The sequence below is a fragment of the Streptomyces sp. AgN23 genome (genome assembly GCF_001598115.1).
Taxonomy (GTDB): domain Bacteria; phylum Actinomycetota; class Actinomycetes; order Streptomycetales; family Streptomycetaceae; genus Streptomyces; species Streptomyces antimycoticus.
The window spans coordinates 2,496,550-2,517,881 of record NZ_CP007153.1 but is presented as its reverse complement, the minus strand read 5'-3'; the positions used below and the strand labels follow the sequence as shown (position 1 = coordinate 2,517,881).

Annotated in this window: 15 protein-coding genes and 6 pseudogenes; 8 read left to right on the top strand and 13 right to left on the bottom strand. The window is 66.7% G+C overall.

Annotated features, from left to right (window positions below; all coding sequences use genetic code 11):
• Window positions 1-193: 193 nt before the first annotated feature.
• From AS97_RS10945 to AS97_RS10935, 3 genes are all read right to left on the bottom strand, one after another.
• Window positions 194-1,540, bottom strand: a complete 1,347-nt coding sequence (locus tag AS97_RS10945) for an MFS transporter (RefSeq protein ID WP_210564813.1) — start codon at window positions 1,538-1,540, stop codon at window positions 194-196.
• Complete coding sequence (locus AS97_RS10940; RefSeq protein WP_210564812.1) at window positions 1,537-3,180, bottom strand: AMP-binding protein; 1,644 nt, start codon at window positions 3,178-3,180, stop codon at window positions 1,537-1,539. The genes AS97_RS10945 and AS97_RS10940 overlap by 4 nt, the downstream gene beginning before the upstream one ends.
• 70 nt (window positions 3,181-3,250) lie before the next feature.
• Window positions 3,251-4,048: an enoyl-CoA hydratase/isomerase family protein gene (locus tag AS97_RS10935; protein ID WP_210564811.1), complete on the bottom strand. Its 798-nt coding sequence runs from the start codon at window positions 4,046-4,048 to the stop codon at window positions 3,251-3,253.
• A 182-nt stretch (window positions 4,049-4,230) separates the two neighbouring features.
• On the opposite strand from AS97_RS10935, the gene AS97_RS10930 reads away from it, so the two are divergent.
• Window positions 4,231-5,148: a LysR substrate-binding domain-containing protein gene (locus AS97_RS10930; protein ID WP_059142687.1), complete on the top strand. Its 918-nt coding sequence runs from the start codon at window positions 4,231-4,233 to the stop codon at window positions 5,146-5,148.
• 158 nt (window positions 5,149-5,306) lie between these two features.
• Here AS97_RS10930 and AS97_RS10925 read toward each other — a convergent pair.
• Both AS97_RS10925 and AS97_RS10920 read right to left on the bottom strand, forming a co-directional pair.
• A pseudogene (locus tag AS97_RS10925) lies at window positions 5,307-5,929 on the bottom strand (alanine--tRNA ligase-related protein); the annotation flags it as partial.
• A 17-nt stretch (window positions 5,930-5,946) separates the two neighbouring features.
• A pseudogene (locus AS97_RS10920) lies at window positions 5,947-6,268 on the bottom strand (GNAT family N-acetyltransferase); the annotation flags it as partial.
• Window positions 6,269-6,345: 77 nt separating this feature from the next.
• Here AS97_RS10920 and AS97_RS48940 point away from each other — a divergent pair.
• The 7 genes and pseudogenes from AS97_RS48940 to AS97_RS10890 form a co-directional block, all read left to right on the top strand.
• Window positions 6,346-6,981, top strand: a pseudogene (locus AS97_RS48940) (helix-turn-helix domain-containing protein); the annotation flags it as partial.
• A gap of 79 nt (window positions 6,982-7,060) precedes the next feature.
• Window positions 7,061-8,149: an integrase core domain-containing protein gene (locus AS97_RS10910; RefSeq protein WP_210564810.1), complete on the top strand. Its 1,089-nt coding sequence runs from the start codon at window positions 7,061-7,063 to the stop codon at window positions 8,147-8,149.
• Between the two features lie 339 nt (window positions 8,150-8,488).
• Window positions 8,489-9,415, top strand: coding sequence for a polymorphic toxin-type HINT domain-containing protein (locus AS97_RS10905; protein ID WP_210564809.1), 927 nt, complete (start codon window positions 8,489-8,491; stop codon window positions 9,413-9,415).
• Window positions 9,415-9,816 carry a hypothetical protein gene (locus AS97_RS10900; protein WP_210564808.1) on the top strand — a complete coding sequence of 134 codons (402 nt, stop codon included), beginning with the start codon at window positions 9,415-9,417 and terminating at the stop codon, window positions 9,814-9,816. Before AS97_RS10905 ends, AS97_RS10900 begins: the two co-directional genes overlap by 1 nt.
• A gap of 198 nt (window positions 9,817-10,014) precedes the next feature.
• Window positions 10,015-10,170: a hypothetical protein gene (locus AS97_RS48935; protein ID WP_349017589.1), complete on the top strand. Its 156-nt coding sequence runs from the start codon at window positions 10,015-10,017 to the stop codon at window positions 10,168-10,170.
• A 40-nt stretch (window positions 10,171-10,210) separates the two neighbouring features.
• A complete protein-coding gene (locus AS97_RS48930) occupies window positions 10,211-10,381 on the top strand; it encodes a hypothetical protein (RefSeq protein WP_349017588.1) in 171 nt (56 codons plus the stop codon).
• Window positions 10,382-10,402: 21 nt separating this feature from the next.
• Window positions 10,403-11,518: pseudogene (locus AS97_RS10890) on the top strand (integrase core domain-containing protein).
• A gap of 18 nt (window positions 11,519-11,536) precedes the next feature.
• Here the strand turns inward: AS97_RS10890 and AS97_RS48550 are convergent.
• From AS97_RS48550 to AS97_RS10865, 8 genes and pseudogenes are all read right to left on the bottom strand, one after another.
• Entirely contained in the window at window positions 11,537-11,668 is a 132-nt protein-coding gene (locus AS97_RS48550) for a hypothetical protein (RefSeq protein WP_282615681.1), read from the bottom strand.
• A 137-nt stretch (window positions 11,669-11,805) separates the two neighbouring features.
• The gene (locus tag AS97_RS10885) at window positions 11,806-12,360 is read right to left on the bottom strand and encodes a hypothetical protein (RefSeq protein ID WP_210564807.1); all 555 of its coding nucleotides are present in this window, start codon (window positions 12,358-12,360) and stop codon (window positions 11,806-11,808) included.
• A gap of 4 nt (window positions 12,361-12,364) precedes the next feature.
• Window positions 12,365-16,726: a DUF6531 domain-containing protein gene (locus AS97_RS10880; RefSeq protein WP_210564806.1), complete on the bottom strand. Its 4,362-nt coding sequence runs from the start codon at window positions 16,724-16,726 to the stop codon at window positions 12,365-12,367.
• The gene (locus AS97_RS10875; RefSeq protein ID WP_210564805.1) at window positions 16,723-17,277 is read right to left on the bottom strand and encodes a hypothetical protein; all 555 of its coding nucleotides are present in this window, start codon (window positions 17,275-17,277) and stop codon (window positions 16,723-16,725) included. The genes AS97_RS10880 and AS97_RS10875 overlap by 4 nt, the downstream gene beginning before the upstream one ends.
• Entirely contained in the window at window positions 17,264-17,614 is a 351-nt protein-coding gene (locus tag AS97_RS10870; protein WP_059148181.1) for an SseB family protein, read from the bottom strand. Before AS97_RS10870 ends, AS97_RS10875 begins: the two co-directional genes overlap by 14 nt.
• Before the next feature lie 459 nt (window positions 17,615-18,073).
• Window positions 18,074-18,542, bottom strand: a pseudogene (locus AS97_RS47225) (hypothetical protein); the annotation flags it as partial.
• Window positions 18,543-20,473: 1,931 nt separating this feature from the next.
• Window positions 20,474-20,768 (bottom strand): annotated as a pseudogene (locus AS97_RS47220) (IS6 family transposase); the annotation flags it as partial.
• Between the two features lie 85 nt (window positions 20,769-20,853).
• A complete protein-coding gene (locus AS97_RS10865) occupies window positions 20,854-21,258 on the bottom strand; it encodes an integrase core domain-containing protein (RefSeq protein ID WP_247204322.1) in 405 nt (134 codons plus the stop codon).
• Between the last annotated feature and the right edge of the window lie 74 nt (window positions 21,259-21,332).

Sequence of the window (21,332 nt, the reverse complement as noted above, 5' to 3'; positions counted from 1 at the left end):
GGCGCTCGGCCGACTGCCGTCCGCAGGATGTCTGTGAGCGGGAGCACGGTCTTGTACCTGGTCGACGCGCGACACTGCCTTGCGCCAAGACTTCGGGCTTCGGGGCCGACGGCTGCGGGGGCGTTTGATGTCTCCCGGCAACCCCGTGCCCCGAGACCATTCGGTCTTCGAGCACGGGGTTCCGGACCCGCCGCTATTTGTCCAGCACAGTCGTCCGCGTCAGCGGCAGCCGCAGTGTCTCCCGGAAGGAGAACAGCACCACCAGGGCCGACACAGCCGCCAGGGCCATCAGGTAGAAGCCGGGTGCGAGTGGGGTGCCCGCCAGGGAGACGAGGCCGGTTGCCACGAACGGCGCGGTGCCGCCGAAGAGCACGTACGCGGCCGTGTAGCCGATGGCGGAACCGCTGGCGCGGAGTTGGCCAGGGAACATCTCGACCATCGCTGGCACGTTGGACGTACCGATGATCGACACCAGCACCGCCAGGACGATCGTGCCGGTGATGGCTCCCGGCAGCCCGGTGCCGATCAGCCAGAACGCGGGCAATGTCGTCACCGCGAAGCCGCCGCACGCCACGAGCAGCATTGGCTTGCGGCCGAACCGGTCGCTGGCGGCGGCTGCCACCGGACACGCCGCGCTGTAGGCGAGCATGGCCAGCACGCTCGTCAGCATGGCCTCCGATTTGGTGTAGCCGACCTCCTCCGACATGTAGGCGATCATGTAGCTGCTCATGAGGTAGTACCCGACGGCGTTCGTGATGCTGTAGCCGAACAGCGTCAGTACCTGCCTGCGGCAGACCCGCCAGGCCTCGCGCAGTGGGGCTTCCTGGACGCTGTTGCGTCCTTCCAGCGCCCGGAAGACAGGGGTGTCGTCGATCCGGCTGCGCAGGAACAGGCCGATGGCTCCGAGCGGACCGGCCAGGATGAACGGGATGCGCCAGCCCCAGCTCTGCAGCGCCCCGTCGTCGAGCGCCGACGTGATCAGGAGCCCGGTGAGCGCTCCCGCCACGGACGCCAGGCCGACGGTGAGCGGCACCACGCTCGCATACCGGGCACGGCGGCCTTCCGGCGCGTACTCCATGATGAACGCCGAGGCGCCGGTGTACTCGCCGCCGGTGGAAAAGCCCTGCATGGCCCGCAGCAGGAACAGCAGAATCGGGGCGGCGACACCGAGTGTGGCGTAGCTGGGCAACAGGCCGATGAGGAGCGTCGAGCCGCTCATGCACAGGACGCTCAGCGCCAACATGCGATTGCGGCCGATCCGGTCGCCGTAACGGCCGAAGAACGCCGCGCCGATCGGTCGGGCGATGAAGCCGCCCGCAAAGACGGCCCAGGTCGCGAGCAGCGCCGCGGTCTTGTCGTACTGCGGGAAGAAGAGCCCGGCGATCGTGGCGGACATGATGGCGTAGGCTCCTGAGTCGAACCACTCCACGAAGTTGCCGATGGCCGTCGCCGTGGCGACCTTTCGGCGTACGGAGGGTGTGCCGGGGGCCTCCTCGGCGGTGACGGGGGGCACTGAGGGCGAGTGGCTGTCGGTCGTCATGTCCGGCCGTCCTTCCGGGGTGGCGTCACGGCCGCGGGGGCGGCGGAGTCGAGGTCGCGGGCGCGCAGGGCGGCCCGCTGGATCTTGCCGGTGGCCGAGCGGGGTAGTTCGTCGATGAACTCGATCAGCCGGGGGTAGGCGAACTTGGAGTACGCGGCACGGGCGAAGCGGGTGATGTCCTGGGCCAGGCTCTCGTCCGGCTCATGGCCGGGGTTCAGCTCGATCCACGCCTTGACCGCCTGGCCACGGACGGGGTCGGGAACGCCCACGACTCCGGCGTCGGCGACGGCGGGGTGACGTCGCAGGATTGCCTCCACTTCGTACGGGCCGACACGGTATCCGGACGTCTTGATGACGTCGTCGGTGCGGCCGAGGAACCAGAAGTATCCGTCCTCGTCCCTCACGGCCCGGTCCTTGGTCCGGTACCAGGTCCCGCCGAACGACTCGGTGGAGGCCTCGGGCCGCTTCCAGTAACCCAGCGGGAACTGGGGGTTAGATCCGGCCCGCAGACAGATCTCGCCGGGCTCCCCGACGGAGACCTCCTGGCCGTCGGCGTCCAGCAGCGCGACGTCCCATCCGGGCAGCGGCCGGCCCATGGAGCCGGGCTTGACCGGTACCCCGGGGAAGTTGCCGAGCAGAGGGTAGGACTCGGTGGAGCCGTAGTAGTCCAGCGGCGTGACGCCGAACTCGGCCCGGAACCAGTCGATCAGATCGGTGGTGAGCGGTTCGTTCGAGCAGCACACCACCCGTAGCGACTGGGGGTAACGGCTGCCCGCGTCCGGGATATCCTGCTTCATCTTACGCAGGAACGTCGGGTTGACCAGGGCCGTGGTGACCTTGTTGCGGGCCATGCTCGCCAGCAGCCCTTCCGGGTCGAAGCCGCCGGCGGGCCGGTACACCAGGTGCACGGCGCCCGCCCGTAGCGGGCCCATGAGCTTGGCCATGGACCAGGCCCACTCACCGGCGCCGTAGAAGACATCGCCGAGCCGCAGATCGTGGCAGTAGTGGAACTCGTTGTGCCCGAGCAGTGTGCGGTGGGCGTGCACGATGCCCTTGGCCTCGCCGGTCGTGCCGGAGGTGTAGAAGATCAGGGCCGGGTCGTCGGCGGCGGTGTCGACCGTCTCGTACTCCGGCAGGTTCGCGGCGATCGTCGGATCGTCGACGTTCACGACGGTGCCGTCGAATCCCCCCGTCCGGTCCAGGGCGGCCGTCTCGGTGATCAGCACCGTGGCGCCGGAGTCGGCGAGCCGGAAGCGGATGGGCTCGTCGGCCCACAGCAGGGACATCGTCACCAGGACAGCGCCGGTGCGCAGGACGCCCAGGTAGGTGGCCGGAGTGTCGGGTCGCTGCGGCAGCAGAACCGAGACCCGGTCGCCCTTGCGCACGCCGAGCGCATGGAGATGGGCGGCGATCTGCCGCGAACGGTCCTGGATCTGCTGCCAGCGGACCTCTTCGCGGTGGCCGGTGTGGTCCTCGAAGATGAGCGCGAGCCGGTTGCCGGGATGACGGTCGGCGACATCCGCCGCCATATTGTACCGGTCTGGAACATGCCACTGGTGGTCTTCGACGAGGCGGCGGTAAGCCTGTTCGCCTTCGCCGGAGAGGGCTGCGCCGGGGTGCGGCGATGCGGTGGTCGTCATGAAAGTCCTCTTGTACGCAGGAGCGGGACGGGCGCGGCGGAACCCTGGGGCTATAGCCGATGCGGTGGAGTCAGCGGCGGCGTCCCGCGAGGAATCGGGCCATCTCGCGCTGGGGCTCCCCGGTGGCGTAAGCGGCGATGTGCACCTTCTTGGCGGCGTCGATCGCGTCGTCGAGAGCGGCGTCGTCCAGTTCGCGGAGCCGGCCCTTGGTCAGCGCGAGGGCACCCGTCGGCAACTCTGCAAGGCGGGCGGCCTCGGCCAGCGCCTCGGCCTTGACCTGGTCCTCGTCGACGAGGAGGGAGAGCAGACCGAGCCGCTGCGCCTCCGCCCCGTCGACGAGTCGGCCGGTGAGGGCGAACTCGGCGGTCTTGGCCCGACCGAGGATGCCGCTCATGGCCCAGATGCCGGTGATGCTCGGGATGCCTGAGAGCACCTCCGGCTGCCCCATCCGGACGTCGGCGTGGCCGATGCGCAGGTCGGCGAGGAGAGCGAACTGGAAACCGGAACCGGCGGCAACCCCGTTGACGGCGGCGATGACCGGCTTGTCCAGGGCGCGCACGGTGCGGAACAGCAGGCCGAAGTCGTCGATCCACGCCTCGGCGGCCGCGTGGTCGTCGGGGTCGATGGCCGCGGTCTCTGCGAGGTCCTGTCCGGCGCAGAAGGCGCGTCCGGCGCCGGTGAGCACGACCGCGCGACACGTTTCGTCGCGGCCGATTTCCTGCAGCGCCGCGACGAGCCGGGCGCGCATCTCGCCGGTCCACGCGTTGAGCTTGTCGGGACGGTTGAGGGTGACCTGGGCGACGTGGACGTCGCCGGGCAGGGAGGTCACCGAGTGACGGGTGACGACGACGGTGCTGATCTCAGCCATGGGGACAGGCCTTTCGGGGGGCATACGGAGGCCACCGGTGCACATTCGGGGCCGGAGCGGGAGAGTGACGGGTTGGCGTCCGGTGGTAGACGTCCCGTGAGCAGCCATGCAAACAGGCGTTGATGTGATCCAGCCAACACCAATGGGGACTGACTGTGATATCGCAGTGATATGGTTCGCCCATGGAGTTCCGTCACCTGCGGTACTTCGCCGTACTAGCCGACGAACTGCACTTCGGCCGGGCCGCGGAGCGGCTGCACATGGCCCAGCCACCGCTCTCGCAGCGCATCCAGGACCTGGAGCGGGAGTTGAACGTCCGGCTCTTCGACCGCACCCGGCACCGCGTCCAGCTCACTGAAGCTGGCGCCCTGCTCCTGGAGCACGTACGGCCAGTGCTCGCCGGGGTCGAGAATGCCCGGGACGCGATGCGCAGGATCAGACCCGGCGAGGCGGGCGTGCTCCGGGCCGGCGTGCCGCCGGACACCGACCCGCGGGTGCTGCGCACCCTGATCGCCGAGTTCGCCCTACGGGCGCCGGACGTATTGATCGACATCCACGAGTTCACGACCGACGAGCAGTTGGCGCGGCTGCGGGAGGGCGAACTCGACGCCGGTGTCGTGCGCCACCCCTCCGACACCGTGGGCCTCGAATCCGGCCCTGTCGCCCGACGGGAGCTGGGCGTGGTGCTGCACGCCGACCACGCCGCCGCGGCGGACGACGGTCCCGTGCGGCTGCGCGACCTGAACGGGGCGCCGCTGGTGATCTTTCCCCGGGTGATGGCCCCGCGCCTGTACGACCACATGCTGACCATCTGCCGCGACGAGGGGTACCTCCCGGGCTCCATCCGCCACGCACGCAACCCGAACTTCGTCCACGGCCTGGTACTCGCCGGCCGCGGCATCCACCTCAACGAGGCCCCGTCCTCCCCGCTCGCCGAGGGATTGGTGTGGCGACCGCTGAACGGGACAGCGCTGGCGTGGCAGACGTCCGTGGTGTGGGTGCCGAGCCGCCACAATGAGTCGATCGCCGCGTTCGCCGAGGCCGTGTCAAAGGGTCTCGCGGAGGCGGGACACCGCTTCGAGCAGGCGGGCAGGGACTAGCCGGTCAGGTCCGATACCACTGGACCACACAAGGCTGCCCCGACTTCTTCGCTGCCCCACCTGGAACGCCTGGGCGCCGGGCAGTTGATGCCCGCTGTCCGCCTTCACCTGGGCGACCGCCGTGTCCAGGACGGCCCTGGCGGAGGGTGGAGCGGAAGGCGTTCGTGACTCATGAAGACGAGGTTCCAGAACTCCATGTAGCGGTCCTCGTCGACGGCCGGGCCGCCCGCGCGTCCGAGCGCGGGGCCGCGGTCGTAGTACAGCTCGGAGCAGGGGCCGCGCGGGCCGGGCACGCCCATCGACCAGAACTTGTCCTCGCCGCCGCGCGCCACGATCCGCTCGTCCGGCAGACCGGCGACGCGCCGCCACAGGGCGCGGGCCTCGTCGTCACTGTGGTGGACGGTGACCCAGATCCGGGCCGGGTCCAGGCCGTAGCCGCCGTCGGTGACCGGGGCGGTGGACCGCTCCCAGGCGAAGGCGATCGCCTCTTCCTTGAAGTAGTCGCCGAAGGAGAAGTTGCCGTTCATCTGGAAGAAGGAGCCGTGCCGGGTGGTACGGCTGACCTCCTCGACGTCCAGGGTGCGCATCATTTCTGCACGCTCGTCGCGCGTGGCCAGGGGGCCTGTGCGTCGCCGGTCAGATACGGCTTGAAGGGGACCATGCCCGCGTTGACGAACAGCAGCGTCGGGTCGGGCGTCGGCAACGGGGCGCTGGGCACGATGGTGTGGCCGCGCCCGGCGAAGAAGTCGAGGAAGCGGCGGCGGATCTCGGCGGTGCGCAAGGTGGGGCTCCGGATGCTTACAGGGGTGGGACGGCCAGGTGCCGGGCGGGGTGGCCGGGGCCGAGGAAGACCGATGCCCTTGCCGCCGGGAGCGGGATGGGTGGCCTGGGTCCAGCCCTGGCGGCGGTAGAAGGACATGGCCCGTCCTGATTGGACGGAGGTGAGCAGCCAGGAGCGGCCGTCGGGCGCGTCCGCGGTGACCGCCTCCAGCAGCCCGGCGGCGAGGCCGGTGCCCCGGGCGTCGGGACGCACGGCCAGCTCGTCTATCTCGCGGGCCCCGCACAGCCACTCCACCGTGCGGACGGGGCCGAGGCTGACGGCGGCCTGCGGATGGCAGCGTGAAGGGTGTCTTCATTGCCGTACGGTACTTGACCTGGGGCTTTACGGTCGTCCAAGTATGGGCGTGATCAGTGATCGTGGGTCTGCGACTGCTGTACCTGATCTTCTGCCGACTGCTGGGCTGCCTCCTCCTGGTGGGCCGCTCGACCGCCGCGAACAACGCCGAGATCCTCGCGCTTCGTCATGAGGTCGCCGTGCTTCGCCGGCAGGTCCAGCGGCCGCGGCTGTCATGGGCCGATCGTGCCGTGCTCTCCGCCCTCTCACGGCATCTGCCACCCGTCTTACGTCGCCATCGGCTGGTCACTCCGGGCACCCTGCTGGCCTGACACCGCCGTCTGGTGCGCTGGAAGTGGCGCCAGACGGCGGTCAGGTCCGGTCGTCCACCATTGCCGGAAGAGACAGTTGCGCTCATCCAGCGCCTGGCGAGAGAGAACCCGACCTGGGGGTATGTCAGAATCCAAGGGGAGTTGCGTCGGCTTGGTCATCGGGTCGCCGCTGCGACTATCCGACGCGTTCTGCGCCGCTTCGGTCTACCGCCCGCACCGCAGCGAGCAAGCCAGCAGACCTGGCGTTCCTTCCTCCGTTCACAGGCTCACACGTTGCTCGCTTGCGATTTCATGCACGTAGAGACCGTCTTCCTCAGACGTCTCTATGTCTTCTTCGTCATGGAGATCGCCACCCGGCGCGTTCACGTCCTGGGTGTCACCGCCCACCTTGTGCCGTTCAGAAATGCGTCGCTGCAGGTCGTAGGCGGTATGACGGAATCAGCGGGCGTGTTGGGATCCTGTCCAGGTGATCGTTTCACTGGTTTATCGGGTCACGCGGAAGCTTCTGTCGGTCCCAGCGGTGCTGCTGCGTCGGCGGATGGCCAGAGGTGCTGAGTTGCTCGTGCTCCGGCACGAGAACGCGGTGCTTCGCAGGCAACTTGCGAGTCCGGTGCGCTATCAGTGGGCGGACCGGTTGTGGTTCGCGGCATTGTCCTCGCTGATACCGCGGCGCCGCTGGGCGCAGGTGTTCCCTGTGGCACCAGGGACGTTGCTCGGCTGGCATCGGCGTCTCGTTGCACGCAGGTGGGACTACAGCGAGTGTCGGATCAAGCCGGGCCGGCCGGCGACAGCGAAAGCCGTGAAGGAGTTGGTGCTGCGGCTGGCACGGGAGAATCCGCGCTGGGGCTGCCGCAGGATCCAGGGAGAGCTCGACCGGCTGGGCCACAGGATCGGCGCGTCCACGGTATGGAAGATCTTGACGGCAGCCGGTGTCGACCCGGCTCCCCGTCGCGCCGGGCCGACATGGCGCGAGTTCCTCACATCCCAGGCGGAGACCATCATCGCTTGCGACTTCCTGCACGTCGACCTGGTGGATCTTCGCCGCGTCTACGCGCTGATCTTCCTTGAGCACGGCACGCGCCGCCTCCACATCGCTGGAGTGACCGCGCATCCGACCGTGCAGTGGACGGCCCAGCAGGCCCGCAACCTCGCCCTCGAAATGGGCGAGCGTTTCGAGTCGCTGCGCTTTGTGATCCGCGACCGGGACGGCAAATACGCCGAGCCCTTCGACGCGGTCTTCGCGGCCGAGGACATCGAAACCGTGAAGACCGCCCCGCAGTCCCCGCGGATGAACGCGCACTGCGAGAGAGTCATCGGGACGCTACGGCGTGAACTCCTCGATCACGTGCTGCTCTGGAACGAGGCCCATGCTCGACACGTTGTCGAAACCTATGCCCAGCACTACAACGGGCATCGCCCACACCAGGCCCGAGGGCAACTGCCTCCCCTCGCCGGCGACCAGACCGCGCCGTTGACTGACCTGGACAGCAAGCGATGGCTACTCCGTACGCGTGTCCTTGGCGGCCTGAGCAACGAGTACAGATACGCGGCCTGACAAGCCGCGACGGATTTCTGAACGGCACACGCAGGCCACGGCGCCCCACCCGAAAACCACTACCCCAGCGGCGGAAGCAGCGGAAGCAGTAGCGCAGGTGCGGCCGCGAGGGCCCAGTACCGCTGCGGCTACAACTGCCAGTACGGCAAGCTCACCACTGGATACGGCTCACGCGTCGATTATCTGGTTCAGGACCACATAACGAAGCGGCAGAACCTGCCCGACTCCTGGTGGCTCAAGGTAGCAAAAACCAGCTTCAAGGAACTCAACCCGCTTGCCGCCATAGGAACGTGCTACGCCACGTGGGACCTGGGACCCTGCACTCAGGCTGCCATCGACATGACTGGCTACAACAAGGCCAAACTCATCGCTCGTGGCGCCAAAAAGGCGGTGGAAGAAGGAGTCGAGACTTGGAGGGGCCGCAATAAGGAACCGGCCGAGGAACCGGCAGGGCGGACATCAGAGACTCGATGCCACAGCTTCGTTCCAGGCACTGGAGTCCTCCTCGCCGACGGATCCACCAAACCCATCGAGGACATCAAGACCGGGGACAAGGTAAAAGTCACCGACCCCGACACCGGTAAGACCACGACACGCAAAGTCGCCGGCACCATCGTCACCGAAGACGACAAGAACTTCGTCGACCTCACCGTCGCCAACAGCGCTGGTGAACCTTCAGCGGGCCTCATAGCAACCACAACGCACCCCTTCTGGGTCCAGTCCCAGCACGCATGGGTCAAAGCCGATGACCTCAGGCCGGGGATGACTCTGCGTACCCCGGATGGCCGCACCGTCACCGTCAAGCACGCCCGTCACTTCACGCAGCGCCTGCGCACCCACGACCTGACCGTAAGCGGCATCCACACGTACTATGTGCTGGCGGGGACCACGCCGGTCCTGGTGCACAACTGCGGTAATGCGGCGACTCATGATGCCGGGAACGTTGTCGATGACAATGTCTACTTCCATTACACGAGCGAGGGAGGGCACAGTGGGATCTTGGCCGATGACGGTAGTCTCAGAATTGGTGCCAACTCTGCCGGAAAGGTCCACGTGACCCAGGAAATTGGAAGCCCGTCAGAGATTGAGCAGAATATCTTCATTGGTAGCCCAATGTATGCTGGAAAGGCTGACTATATGTTCGCCTTCCGGATGCCTGGAGGTGTCGAGCTTGGCCCAGGGTCTCAGCCCAATGAGCTGATCACGAGAGGCTCGTTGAAGATTCCTGCGGTGAACGTTCTCTTCCATCGAAGGAACCCCTTCTGATGTCGGAACTAGTCGAGTTCGACAACTTCGCCGAAGTGGAAGCGTTGCTCCGTGCTGGCATGGAGCTCAAGTTCGAGCTCTCAGATGACACGGACGTGCTCAATGGGAGTCCGGTCTACGCATCCGCGTTGAATCGCCTTCGCGAAGGTTTGATCTCGGGATTGCGTTCGAGTTCAACGCCAGGGCGAGCGCAGAAACAGGCCGGCTGGTATCGACTCTCGCAGCACCAGCAGCGCTGGGGGGTCATTGCGCGAAGGGCTGTCTTGCATCCGCGTTGGCGAGAGCTATCCGCGGTCGAACTGCGTCAGTGGGTCGAGACGCTCGCAGCGCCACTTGTGGTGGACGATGAAGGGCTGGAAGCTATCAAGACGGCAGCCGAGGAAATACCTGATCGTCTCTGACGGGAATTCTCGGCGATAATCCAGTCGAGGCCCCACCAGATTTTTCTGGTGGGGCCTCTAGGGCGTCTGACAGCAGTAGCTGACGGCCACATCAGCGGACGGAGGATCCGACGAGGGGTGGTTCGTCATCTGTGCCGCTCGAAAAGTCATCGCCGCAGGTGGGTTGGATGCGATCAGTCCGCTGGGATCATGTCCTCCGTGATCGTGTCCTTGCTGTACAAGGTGATCCGGAAGCTGCTGACTGTTCCATCGGTGCTCCTGCGTCGCGGGACGGCGAAGGAGGCGGAACTGCTGGTGCTGCGGCACGAGAACGCGGTCCTGCGCCGCCAGTTGGCCGGATCGGTCCGGCTATGAGCCCGCCGACCGGTTCTGGTTCGCAGCGCTGTCCGGGCTGATGCCCCGGCGCCACTGGCGCGAGATCTTCCCTGTCACCCCCGGCACCTTGCTTGCCTGGCACCGCAGGTTCATCGCCGCGAAGTGGGACTACACCGCGCGCCGGGGCACCGGCCTGAAGGGTGTCTTTATTGCCGTATGGTGGTTGACCTGGGGCTTTGCGATCGTCTGAATGTGGGCGTGATCGGTGATCGTGGGTCTGCGACTGCTCTATCTGATCTTCTGCCGCCTGCTGGGCTGCTTCCTCTTGCTGGGCCGCTCGACCGCCGCGAACAACGCCGAGATCCTCGTGCTTCGTCATGAGGTCGCTGTGCTGCGCCGGCAGGTGGAGCGGCCGCGGCTCTCGTGGGCTGACCGTGCCGTGTTCTCCGCTCTCGCCCGGCACCTGCCCTCCGTCTTACGTCGCCATCGGCTGGTCACTCCGGGCACCCCGCTGGTCTGGCACCGCCGTCTGGTGCGCTGGAAGTGGCGCCAGACGGCGGTTGGATCCGGTTGGCCACCGTTGCCGGAAGAGACGGTCGCGCTCATCCAGCGTCTGGCGAGAGAGAACCCCACCTGGGGATACGTCAGAATCCAAGGCGAGCTCCGACGGCTCGGTCATCGGGTTGCCGCTGCCACGGTCCGGCGCGTCCTGCGCCGCTCCGGCCTGCCGCCCGCACCGCAGCGCGCATCCCAGCAGACCTGGCGCTCCTTCCGTCGCTCCCAGGCCCACACGCTGCTCGCGTGCGACTTCATGCACGTGGAGACTGTCTTCCTCAGGCCTCTCTACGTGTTCTTCGTCATAAAGATTGCCACCCGGCGCGTTCATGTCCTGGGTGTCACCGCCCACCCGACCGGTGCATGGGCCGCCCAACTCGCTCGCAATCTGCTCATGGACCTCGAGGAGAGGGCTGGGGTGCTTCCGGTTCCTCATCCGGGACCGGGACAGCAAGTTCACCGGCGGGTTCGACGGCGTCTTCGCCGGCAACGGCACAGCCATCATCACGACTCCGCCGCAAAGTCCCCGGTTTCCAACGCGTTCGCCGAACGATGGATACGCACGGCCCGCGCCGAGTGCACCGACCGGCTCCTCATCACCGGTGAACGACACCTGCGGACGGTCCTTACTGCAAACGCCGAGCACTACAACGCCGGACGAGCCCACCGCAGCCTCGGCCTACGAGCACCTGACGACGACCTGAACGTCATTCCCCTGCCCGCTGCTGCGGTCAGGCGCCGACAGGTACTTGGTGGACTGCTCAACGAGTACCACACCACACCACTCCGACTGCCTCACCATCCACAGGAAAAGCCCAGCCCAGCAGCCTGAGCGGGATATTGCCATCCTTCAGCGTTGCGCGATGGCGATTTTATGCCGGAGCATCAAAATCTCTGTGTCCTTCGCGGCGTCCGAGCGGGCGGGCAGGGCAAGCCATGGGAAGGTCTGGCAGGCGAGCAGGTAGATCAGCCGTATCACCACGACCGGCATAGTGCCTCAGAACGACTGGCGGCTCCTGAGGCCTGGCAGATCCGAACCAGCAGGTCAGTCCGGGTGACATACTTCCCGGCACCCACAGGGTGAGGCAGTCGGCGCGCCTGCCAATTGCCGGTACCGACTCATTGCGTTCTCTGTTTGCGGCTTCCGGCTCGGTTCTTCGCGATGTTTCGGATCTTCTTTGTGCTGCCTGACTCGGCGACCAGGGCGAGTACCGCCGGCGATGTCGAATGCTCGGCGAGGAAGCGCTGCATCCAGTCCGTGACCTCCGCCAACTCGGCCGGTGTCGGCGTATGACCGTCCTCGATGGACAGGTAGAACAGCCAGTCGTGGATGCGGCGGCGGATGAACTCGCGGTTCCCTTCCGTCTTGAGCTGGTCGATCTCTGGCAGTAGTTCGGCCGACCACTGCCGGAACTCGGCAGGACCGGTCACCTTCCGCGCGATCCTGTCCACGAGGGCGACCACCGCCCCCTTGGACACCATCTCGATGGGGTCGCGCAAGATCGTGGCCACAATCGCGCGGTCTCGGTCGCGGCTCCGCGAGGAGGCGGTCACCGAGACGACGCGTTGGTACGCGGACGATCGCACGTGCTCGTCCGCGACGGCATCGTCGACGTCCACGTCGACGATGCCGGCCCCCGCTAGCAACTCAGCCACATTGGAATGCAATGTCATCGCTTCATCCCTTGCCGCAAGTTTGACTCTTGGCGGCCTCGCGTTGCTCCCGTTCAGCCTGCTCCTCCGCCTGATTTCGCCTGCCGAGCTTCCTGACAGCTTTCCTGATCTCCGTCTTGTATTGTTCCACCGCTTGTCGCTGCGTGCGCGTGAGCTCTGGTTGGCCGTCAATGGGGTGGCCGTTCGGCCCGATCCGCACCTCGCGGCCACCGCCACCGGTGACATGAGCGTGCGCTGGCTTGTCGACGTCGTACTCGTGCACGACGATGCGCACGCCGTTCTTGCTGACGTCGAGGAGGGACAGTCCGAGAGGGTCAAGCCACATGAACGGGTTGGGAACGTAACTGTGCGGCGCATAGCCACCGGCGAGACCGATCGGATCTGAGGTGAGGTAGCGGGCGGTTTCGGGATCGTAGTAGCGGAAGTGGTTGTAGTTCAGGCCGGTTTCGGAGTCGGCGTATTGGCCGGGGAAGCGTAGGGGGCAGTCGACGCTCCCATCGCCGACGGGCGGGGTGGGGAGGGAGGTGCCCCAGAGGGTGGTGCGGTGTTGCCATGCCAAACGACCATCGGGGGTGAGGAGTTCAGTGGGGGTGCCGACAGTGTCGGTGATGATGGCGTAGTGGCGGGTGGCGTCCAGTTCGCGGTGAGTTTGGGTCAGAGGGCAGTGATTGCCGGGACTGTAGTTCCAGGTGGTGGTAGCGCCGTCGCGGGTGGCTTGCTCGGCGAGGCGGGTGCCGTCCCAGGTGAAGGTCAGCGGTGTTCCATCCGGGCTTGTCTTCGTGAGGCGGCGCCCCAGGGGGTCGTAGGCGTAGGTCCACTCCTCGCCGAGCGGAGTGGTGGTTTTGGTGAGCTGGTCTTGGGCGTTCCAGGTGTAGGTCCAGGAGCGAGTTTGACCGCTCGGGAGTTTGCGGGCTTTGCGGATGAGGCGGCCGGCGGCGTCATGTTCGTAGGTGGTCCGGCCCGCACGGCGGATGAGGGTGCCGCTGTATGCCCGGTCGCCCCCTGAGCCATGTGCTGGGGCTGTGGCGTGGGTTTGGTTGCCGGCTGTGTCGTAGGCGTAGGTCTCGGACCATCCATGAGCTTGTACGCCGGTGACGCGACCTGTCGATCCCATGGTGAAGTGCCTCGTGCCGGTGGTCAGTTCGCGAATCTCGGTGACGTAGCCGTCGGGACGGTAGGTGTAGGTGCGGTGTTGGAGAAGGTAATCCGGGGAGGAGGAGATCGACTGGGCCGCCAGGCGTTCCGTTGAATCCCACGTCTGGGTGAGGGTGGCAGCTCCCATGGCCCGCTGAGTTTCGCGGCCCGCCGCGTCGTAGGTGAAGGTGAGGGTGTTGTCGGCGGTGGTGAGCGTTGCGGGGCGGCCTGTGGGGTCGTAGGTCCAAGTGGAGATCAGGCCCGAGGGCATAGAACGATGGGTCTGGTGGCCCGCCGCATCGTAGCCGTAGGTCGTGGTGCGGCCGTTCACAGTCTCCGCGACCAAGCGGCCCAACCGGTCGCGTTCCAGTACCAGTTCGGCATCCCCGTTTCTGGCGTGGATGAGGGCGCCGTGGGCGTCGTAGGCGTAGGTCGTCTCTTCACCGGTGGTCTCGTCCCGCTGGGTGATGGGCTGTCCCGCTGGGTCGAGGGTATAGCGGAGAGTTTGACCGAGTGGATTGGTTTGGGCGGTGAGGCGGCCGGCGGCGTCGTGTTCGTAGGTGCGGGTGCAACCGTTGAAGTCGGTTTCGGAGGTGAGCCGTCCGGCCCCGTCGTAGGTGTAGGTCCAGGTCAGGCCCTGAGGGTTGGTGACGGTGGTCAGCCGCAGTTCGGTGTCGTAGCCAAAGGCGTATTGCGCGCCGTCAGGATCGGTACGGGTGGCGGGCCGGTCGAAGTGGGTGTGGGTGTGGGCGGTGGTGTGTCCGGCTTGGTCGGTGTGGCGGGCGAGGTTGCCTTCGGTGTCCCACTGCCACACCTCACGGGCTCCGTCTGGTCCCTCGCGCCAGGCGGGCTCACCCTCGATGGTCCAGCCCTGCCGAGTGGTGTTGCCCAGGGGATCGGTGACGGCGGTGACCAGTCCGTGTGGGCCTCGGCGGACGCGGGTGGTGTTGCCCAGGGGGTCGGTGATGGCCATGGGGAGGCCGACCGCGCTGGTGGTGACCTGCGTGGTGTGGCCGAGAGCATCGGTGATCGTCGACAGGTGTCCAGATGCGTCGTACATGTAGTGGGTGGTGGCGCCGGTGGGATCGGTAACGGAAGTGCGGTCCCCACGGTCGTTGTAGGTATAGCGCCACATCGCACCACCGGGCTCGTGGACCTCAAGTGGGAGGTCCTGGGCGTTGTAAGCCGCCTTCGTCACGCTTCCGTCAGGGCGTGCGATGGCCATCAGGCGGTCCAGATCGTCGTAGTGGTAGCGGGTGGTGTGACCCAGCGGGTCAGTGATTGCGAGGGGATGACGGTTGTTGTCGTCCCATTCGGTGTGGGTGGTGTTGCCCAGCGGGTCGGTCTCCGCGATCACCCGGTATGCCTCGTTGCAGACGTAGGTGGTGGTATTGCCGAGGGAGTCGGTGTAGCGGTTGGTGCGTGTCTGGGCGTCGTAGTGCATGCGGCCGGAGAGGATGCCGTCCGGGCCGATGCCCCGCAGGACGCGGCCGCGATGGTCGTAGACATACGCGTAGGTCGTGCCGTTGCGGTCGGTCCAGGACGTGATGCGGTGTTCGTCGTCGTACTGGAAACGCAGCGGAAGTCCGGTGGAGTTGACGATCTCGCTCAGGTCTCCGGCTTCGTTGTAGCCGTATGAGATCAGGGGGGTGCTGTGCTGATGCTCTGCGCCGTGGAGCAGACGGAGGGTGGTGATGCGCAGCAGCTGCAAATCGGTGTCGATGGCGATGCGGTAGCCGCCGGAGTGGGTGATCTCCGTCGGTGTGCCCTGCTCGTCGTAGGCAATGGTGATGCGGTCGCCTTCGCCGGTGCGGTCGGTGATCGCGGTCAGGGCCAGCTCTCGGCCGCATGCCGGGAGGGGGGCGAAGTGGAGGGTGCGGTTGTGTTCGGGGATGGTGATGGTGAAGGTGCCGTCCGGTTTGCCGTCCCAGCGCAGTGGCCAGCGAGGGCCAGAGGTGGGAAGTGTGGGGACGTCGGGTTCCGGGATCGGGTAGGCAAGGAGCATGCCGTCGTCGGTGATGTAGACGACTCCTGCGTCGTCGATCTCCAGGCGTTGGTCGAGTGTGCCGGCCCAGGTGCGGCCGAACCAGCCTCCGCACGGGTGCCCGGAGACGTAGTGCCGTTCCAGGATCAGTGGCAGCACTCCGGGCAGGGTGATGTCGGTGGCGGACATGACCATCTCGCCGGTGGCCACGTCGATCGGCTCACCGGTGGTGCACTTGTCCTTGCCGGGGGTGCAGTTCTTGTTCGGATGGTCGTCGGTGTGCTTGCGGGCGCTGCCGTCGCGGCGCAGTGCACGTTCGCGGTTGAGTAGGCGTTGTGCCGCATTTTTGGCCACGCTGGTGCCGCGGCGTGCGGCGCCGGTGCCGCCGGTGGCAAGGGCGAGGAGGAGGTCGGGGGTGAGCTGGCCGGCGGCGCGGGCGGGGTTGCGCTGCCATTCGTCCCAGTTGGTGACGGCCTTGGCGAACTCCTTGGGATGTTGGGCGGCGTAGGCGACGCCGTCTGCGGTGCTTGCCAGCCGCAGGCCGAGTCCATCGGGCCCGTCGTGGACGAGGTCGTCGAAATCGTCGTACCAGCTGCCCAGGGTGTCGGCGGTGCCGCCGGCGTAGTCCCCGAGGGTTTGTTTGAATTTGTCCCAGCCTTTGGGGGCCGGGGGTTTGTCCGGGGCCTCCTTGGCGGCTTTGTCGAGTTTGCGTTTGGCCGCGTCGATGACGAGTTGGAGCTCGCTTTCCAGCTTGTCCAGCCGGCCGTAGCAGCCTTCCAGTGCCGCCAGGCCCGGGTCGTCCTCCGGTGGACGTTCCGGCGGCGGATCGTCCTTCCGGTCGACGGCGGCGTTGTAGTCCGTGACCTTGTTCCAGTAGCGCTTGGAGGCGGCCCGGGCGTCGTCAGCGTCCTCGATGATCGGCTTGACGCGGTTGTGGACCGAGCGCAGCTTTTCGGCGTAGTCGTCCAGGGCGTTCGCGGCCGCTTTGAAGTAGGTCTGAGCGGATTCCAGTTCCCTGGGGAGCTTCCGGGTCGCGTCCTGGAAACCCTCCGCACCGGCGCCGGTCCAGTCCATCAGGGACAAGACATCCAGCTTGTCCTGCCCGTCCTTGAACGCACCGGCGTACGCGCGGAGTTTGACAGCCAGGTCCTCGATATCCGACGGGCTGCCGTAAATCACCTCGGACGGCTTCGCGTTCGGCGGTATCCGCTCGGTCGCGCCACCTTCTGTCGCATCGCGCTGGGTCATGCGATGGTTTCCTTCGACCCGCCGTCGACTTCCCAGCCGCCGTCGTAGCGCTTGCGGGGGTTGGTGGGCACGTCCTGCGTACCGCCGGTCCCGCTGTCGTCGAGCCACGGCTCCTGATAGATCTCCGGCGGCGGATCGAACTTCGGCCGGGACCCCGCCTGCCACGCCTTCAGACCCGCTTCGCCGAAGGGCAGCTTGGCCATGTTGTCCGCGGTCGGGGTGAAGTCCTTGATGCGCAGCAGGTCGGCCAGGATGTAGGCGGCGATGACCTGTCGGAGTGTCTCGACCACGGTGCCCGTGTGCTCGGCCACGCGCCCCATGCCGAAGCCCCAGGACGAGAGCATCTTCTCGGCCGAGTCGTAGATGTCGAAGTCGGCCGAGTTCTGGATGGTCTCGGCCAGCGACTTCCAGTCGCCCTTGATCTTGCGGGCGGCGACGACGGACTCCTCCAGCGGCTGCAGTACCTTACGCACCGACGCGATCTCGATCCTGTAGCCATCACCCGGCTTCGGACCACCGGAGCTCGATGCTCCCCCGTCATGCTCCGTCATCGTGCTCTCCCTGCCCGTTGGTGGACTGGAGCGCTTCGGTATTCAGCACGAACGCCTGTGGGCCCAGCGGGTCCACCAGCGCGCGCACGTCCTCGGGCAGCAGTTCCGTGAGATCCGCCACGGTTGTCGACGCCCACCCGCACGGCCCGGCGAACAACGCGAGCCGTTCCAAGGAGGTGAAAACCGGCACCACCGGCCCCTGTTCCGTATCCGAGACCAGGAAGCCCGGCTCATCCGGCCGCTGAAAATACAGCCGCGCCGACCGCAGCGCCGCCAACCGCTCCGAACGAGGCCTCGACGCGGCCATTTCGTCACGGATCAGGTCACGTAACGACAACTCTTCCCTCCCCGGCCCACTCGGGTCGTCACTGAATGAACACCCGCCGCGAATCCTCGCACACACGTCCCACATTCCCTGTGAGTCCACGCCTGCGGGGACGTACGGGGTTGGCACTTGACGCTGGGGGTCAAGGGCGGCGGCTCGGGAACAGTGGAGTTCCCCACCGCCGGGAGCTGCCCACCATTGGGTACCGGCAGGTTCTTCGTCTGCTGGTGGTACAGGCGTTGCGCGTCGCTGACCTGCGTAAAACGTGGCCACGTATCGCTCGTTGGAGCCGTCGGCCCGGGAATGGTCCGGATCTTGTCCGCTGCGAGATGGGCCTGGTCGTCTGTCGATGCCGCATCCCTCGGCTCGTGGACTGCTTCGAGTGGATGCGTCGGCCCGCCCTGACGGTGAGATGGGCGGGTGCGGGGAGCGGAGCGCGAGCGGGTGATCTCGCTGGGGGCGAAGACGCGTGAATGGCGAGCCCCAGAAGCCGGTGCCGCGGCTGGTGTAGAGGAGGGTGCGGGTGCCGTGGTGGCTGAGGCCGGCGAGGGCGGGCTGGTCGATGCGGACGAGGTGGTGGATGGGCCAGATCTGGCCGCCGTGGGTGTGGCCGGAGAGTTGGAGGTCAGCGCCGGCGACTGCTGCCCGGTCGATGAACTTGGGCTGGTGTGCCAGGAGCACGACGGGGAGGTCGGGGTCGGCGCCGTTCAGGGCTCCGGCGAGGTGGGCGCGGTGGGGACGCTGAGTAGAACGGACCAGGTGAACAGAGTCCAGATGGTGCCCAGCAGGGTGTCGCCGGTGATCGCCGCCCGATCCTGCTGGCGCCGACCAGCGTGGCGGTCAGCTGCCAGTGCTGTCCGGTGTGCAGGAGCATCCAGCAGGGCACGGCCCACAGCAGGACGGGGGCGATCAGGGGGATGTAGCGCATCAGGCGGTGCAGTCGGCTCTAGCGCGATGCTCGCGCTTCACTCTCGGCGGGCCGGGTGTTGCTGGTGTCGGTCACGCTTCCTCTCCCTGACCAGGCTGCCGTCTCGCGCACTGTATCCGGTCGCCTTGGGCCGGCCGGACCGGTTCGGTCTTTGCTGAACTACCCCGCTGGCGAGGGGCCGACTTCTGGGAGCGCCTCACAGTTCTGGCACGCGTCGAACCACCCCGTCTGGCGCGAGGCCGACCTCGAACGCGTCGAACTTGAGGTCCCAGTCCTCGCCCCCCGCTGGCGCGGCGCCGATACTTGCTGACCTGGGACTCTACTCCCGATCAATGCCGTTTTCATTCAGTTGGACGTTGGCATGAGCAGCCCCAGCGGGCCATCTAGCGCGGTCATGAGAACGAGGTCTCACGGTCATGTTGGAGATGTTCTCAGAGGTGAGGTCTAGCGCGAAGTGTATTGCGCCGGGAGGCCGGAGCAGCGGGGTGAGCAGGTCGCTCCCATGCTGGCAATCGATGGCTCTGTCGCTGCCGAATACCTCATCCGTGCAGGTTGTGCCGCACGTTGGTGTTTGCGAAGGATGCTGCCGAGGTGGTCGCGGCGGGTGAACACGGCGCGATCGTCGATCGGCGTGGGCAATGGGCGCAGCGGTCGGGCGTTGGCGAGGCCGCGGTGCGGCCCGTGGGCGATGTAGAACTGCTCGCCGGGGAAGTTGAATGTGCTGGTCGAGGAGCACCAGGATGCCATTCCCGAGGTTCTGGCGTCGTACCTGGCTGGCACACCGCCGCCGACCGCGTCGGATGCTGCGGTTGCTGACGACGGCCGGGGCTCTCTGCGTTCAGACGACGATCTCACGGCGAATCGGCTAGGCAGGGCTGTGAGTGCGAAGCTCGATGAGGTCGCCCCCGGGCATTGTGATCGCTTGGTGGCGATGCTGTTGGGGCGGCGGTCCGAGCGTAGCGCTGGCGGAAGGGCTTGATGGGGAGCGGAGGGCCGGTGCGGAGCTGGAGTGCTCACCTTCAAGGGCCGGCAGCTGCGTGATTCGGATGTGGATCCAGGGCCGGGACGGTCGAGTGGCAGGCGGAATCCGAGCGGTGAGGCGCACCGGGTTGGCACTTGACGGCTGCGGCCTACGGAGCTGTATGGAGCTTGACGGTGCGGTAGGTCTGCGAGAGTCTTAAAGTGGAACATAAGAGGAGAATTGTCACACTGCTGGGGGTCAAGGGGTCGCAGGTTCAAATCCTGTCGTCCCGACCAGCGTTTTTGCAGGTCGGAGGCCGTTTCCGTGGGTAGCGGAGGCGGCCTTAACCGTTTTCCGGCTGGGAGCAATGGGGAGCCCTCTGGGAGCCCTCGTGCTCCCAACTCGCAGACGTGTCAACGGTGCCCGATTCGTCCGTCACACGATCCGGTAGACCTACGGCGCCGTACCGCGCCTCTGCGCGCCGTCGTCAACCGTAGGCTCCTGGCTTCACCCCATTGATTTCGGATGCTCTGTGCATCGAGAGGCATAAGGCCCCTTGTCGGCTCCCGACCCCCTTTCGGGGTGGGAGCACGGAGCCGCGCTCCCCATGCGACCGGGGAACGGGCGGCCGCCGGTGATCTCTCCGGGTCGGTTTCCGCAGGCGGTGGGCACGCGGGCATCCTGGTCGCCGTAGGCGGCCTTCATCAAGGAGCGGTAAAGCCCCTTGGCGTTTGCCGGCAGATGGGGCACTCCCAGGGCGTGAGCGCCGTATCCGGCTCTGGAGCGCCGTAATGAAACGGCCGTGCGGGGCCTTGTCGGGGTAAATACTGTGCCAAGCGAGTGAAAAGGATGGCGCCGACGAGTGCAAACGCTGGGGCAGCGGGCAGAAGAGACCGCATACCGGCACTGTCGCGTTATTGGGGCCTGGGTGTCTGACGGCGTGTCGGGGCCCTTGGTGGGCCTGGATGCCGGCCTGTGCTGAGGCCGCCGTGGGCCGACCGGCGACGCCAGTGACCTGCTCTCCGATGGCGAGGTGAATGCCCATCTCGGCCCGGTGGTCGGGGGCGGTCATGAGACGGTGGCGGGGCCGGAAGTGGGGTGAGATGCCGCTGAAGGCGGACAGGAACCGCTGGTTCAGGTGCTTCGACCGTCGGTGCTCCACGGAGGGTATGCCCTCGCGGTGAGCGGCGCCGTAGGAACTTGTCCGTGACGACCACTTGCGACACCGCACCGGTCCTCTTGAGGAGCCTGCGGAAGAAACGCCTGGCCGCGGCCTTCTTCCAGGGGTGCGCGAGACGCGGGACCTGCTCATTGAGTTGGGCCACCCCGACCCTGTCCTTGCCGAAAACACATCCATGCAGGTCATGCGGCATGCCGGTATTCATGGAGGAGGCTGCCGAGGCGGTCGCATCGTCGTATGTCGAGGTGGGTTAACTTGTCCGGATCGGTGATCGGTGCGGGCAGCGGGTGCAGTGGCCGGGCGTTCGCGATGCCCTGGTGGGGCCGATGAGGGTTGTAGAACTGCTCGAACTCCCGGAGTGCGTGGAGGAGGTGGTACTGGTTCCAGATCAAGGTCCGGTCCAGGAGCTCGTGTCTGCAGGTCTGCACCCACCGTTCCATGATCGAGTTCATTCGTGGCATCTGGATGCCGCTGAGGACGACCTCGATCCCCGAGTCTTTGAGGACGTCATCGAACAGTCCGGAGAACTTTCCATCCCTGTCCCTGATCATGAACCGTGCCCGGCAGCCTACGTCCTCGAGGTCCATGGCCAGGTCCTTCGCCGTCTGCGCCAACCGTGAGCCCGGCGTCACGCTGGAACGAGTAATTGTCAAGAGCTGTG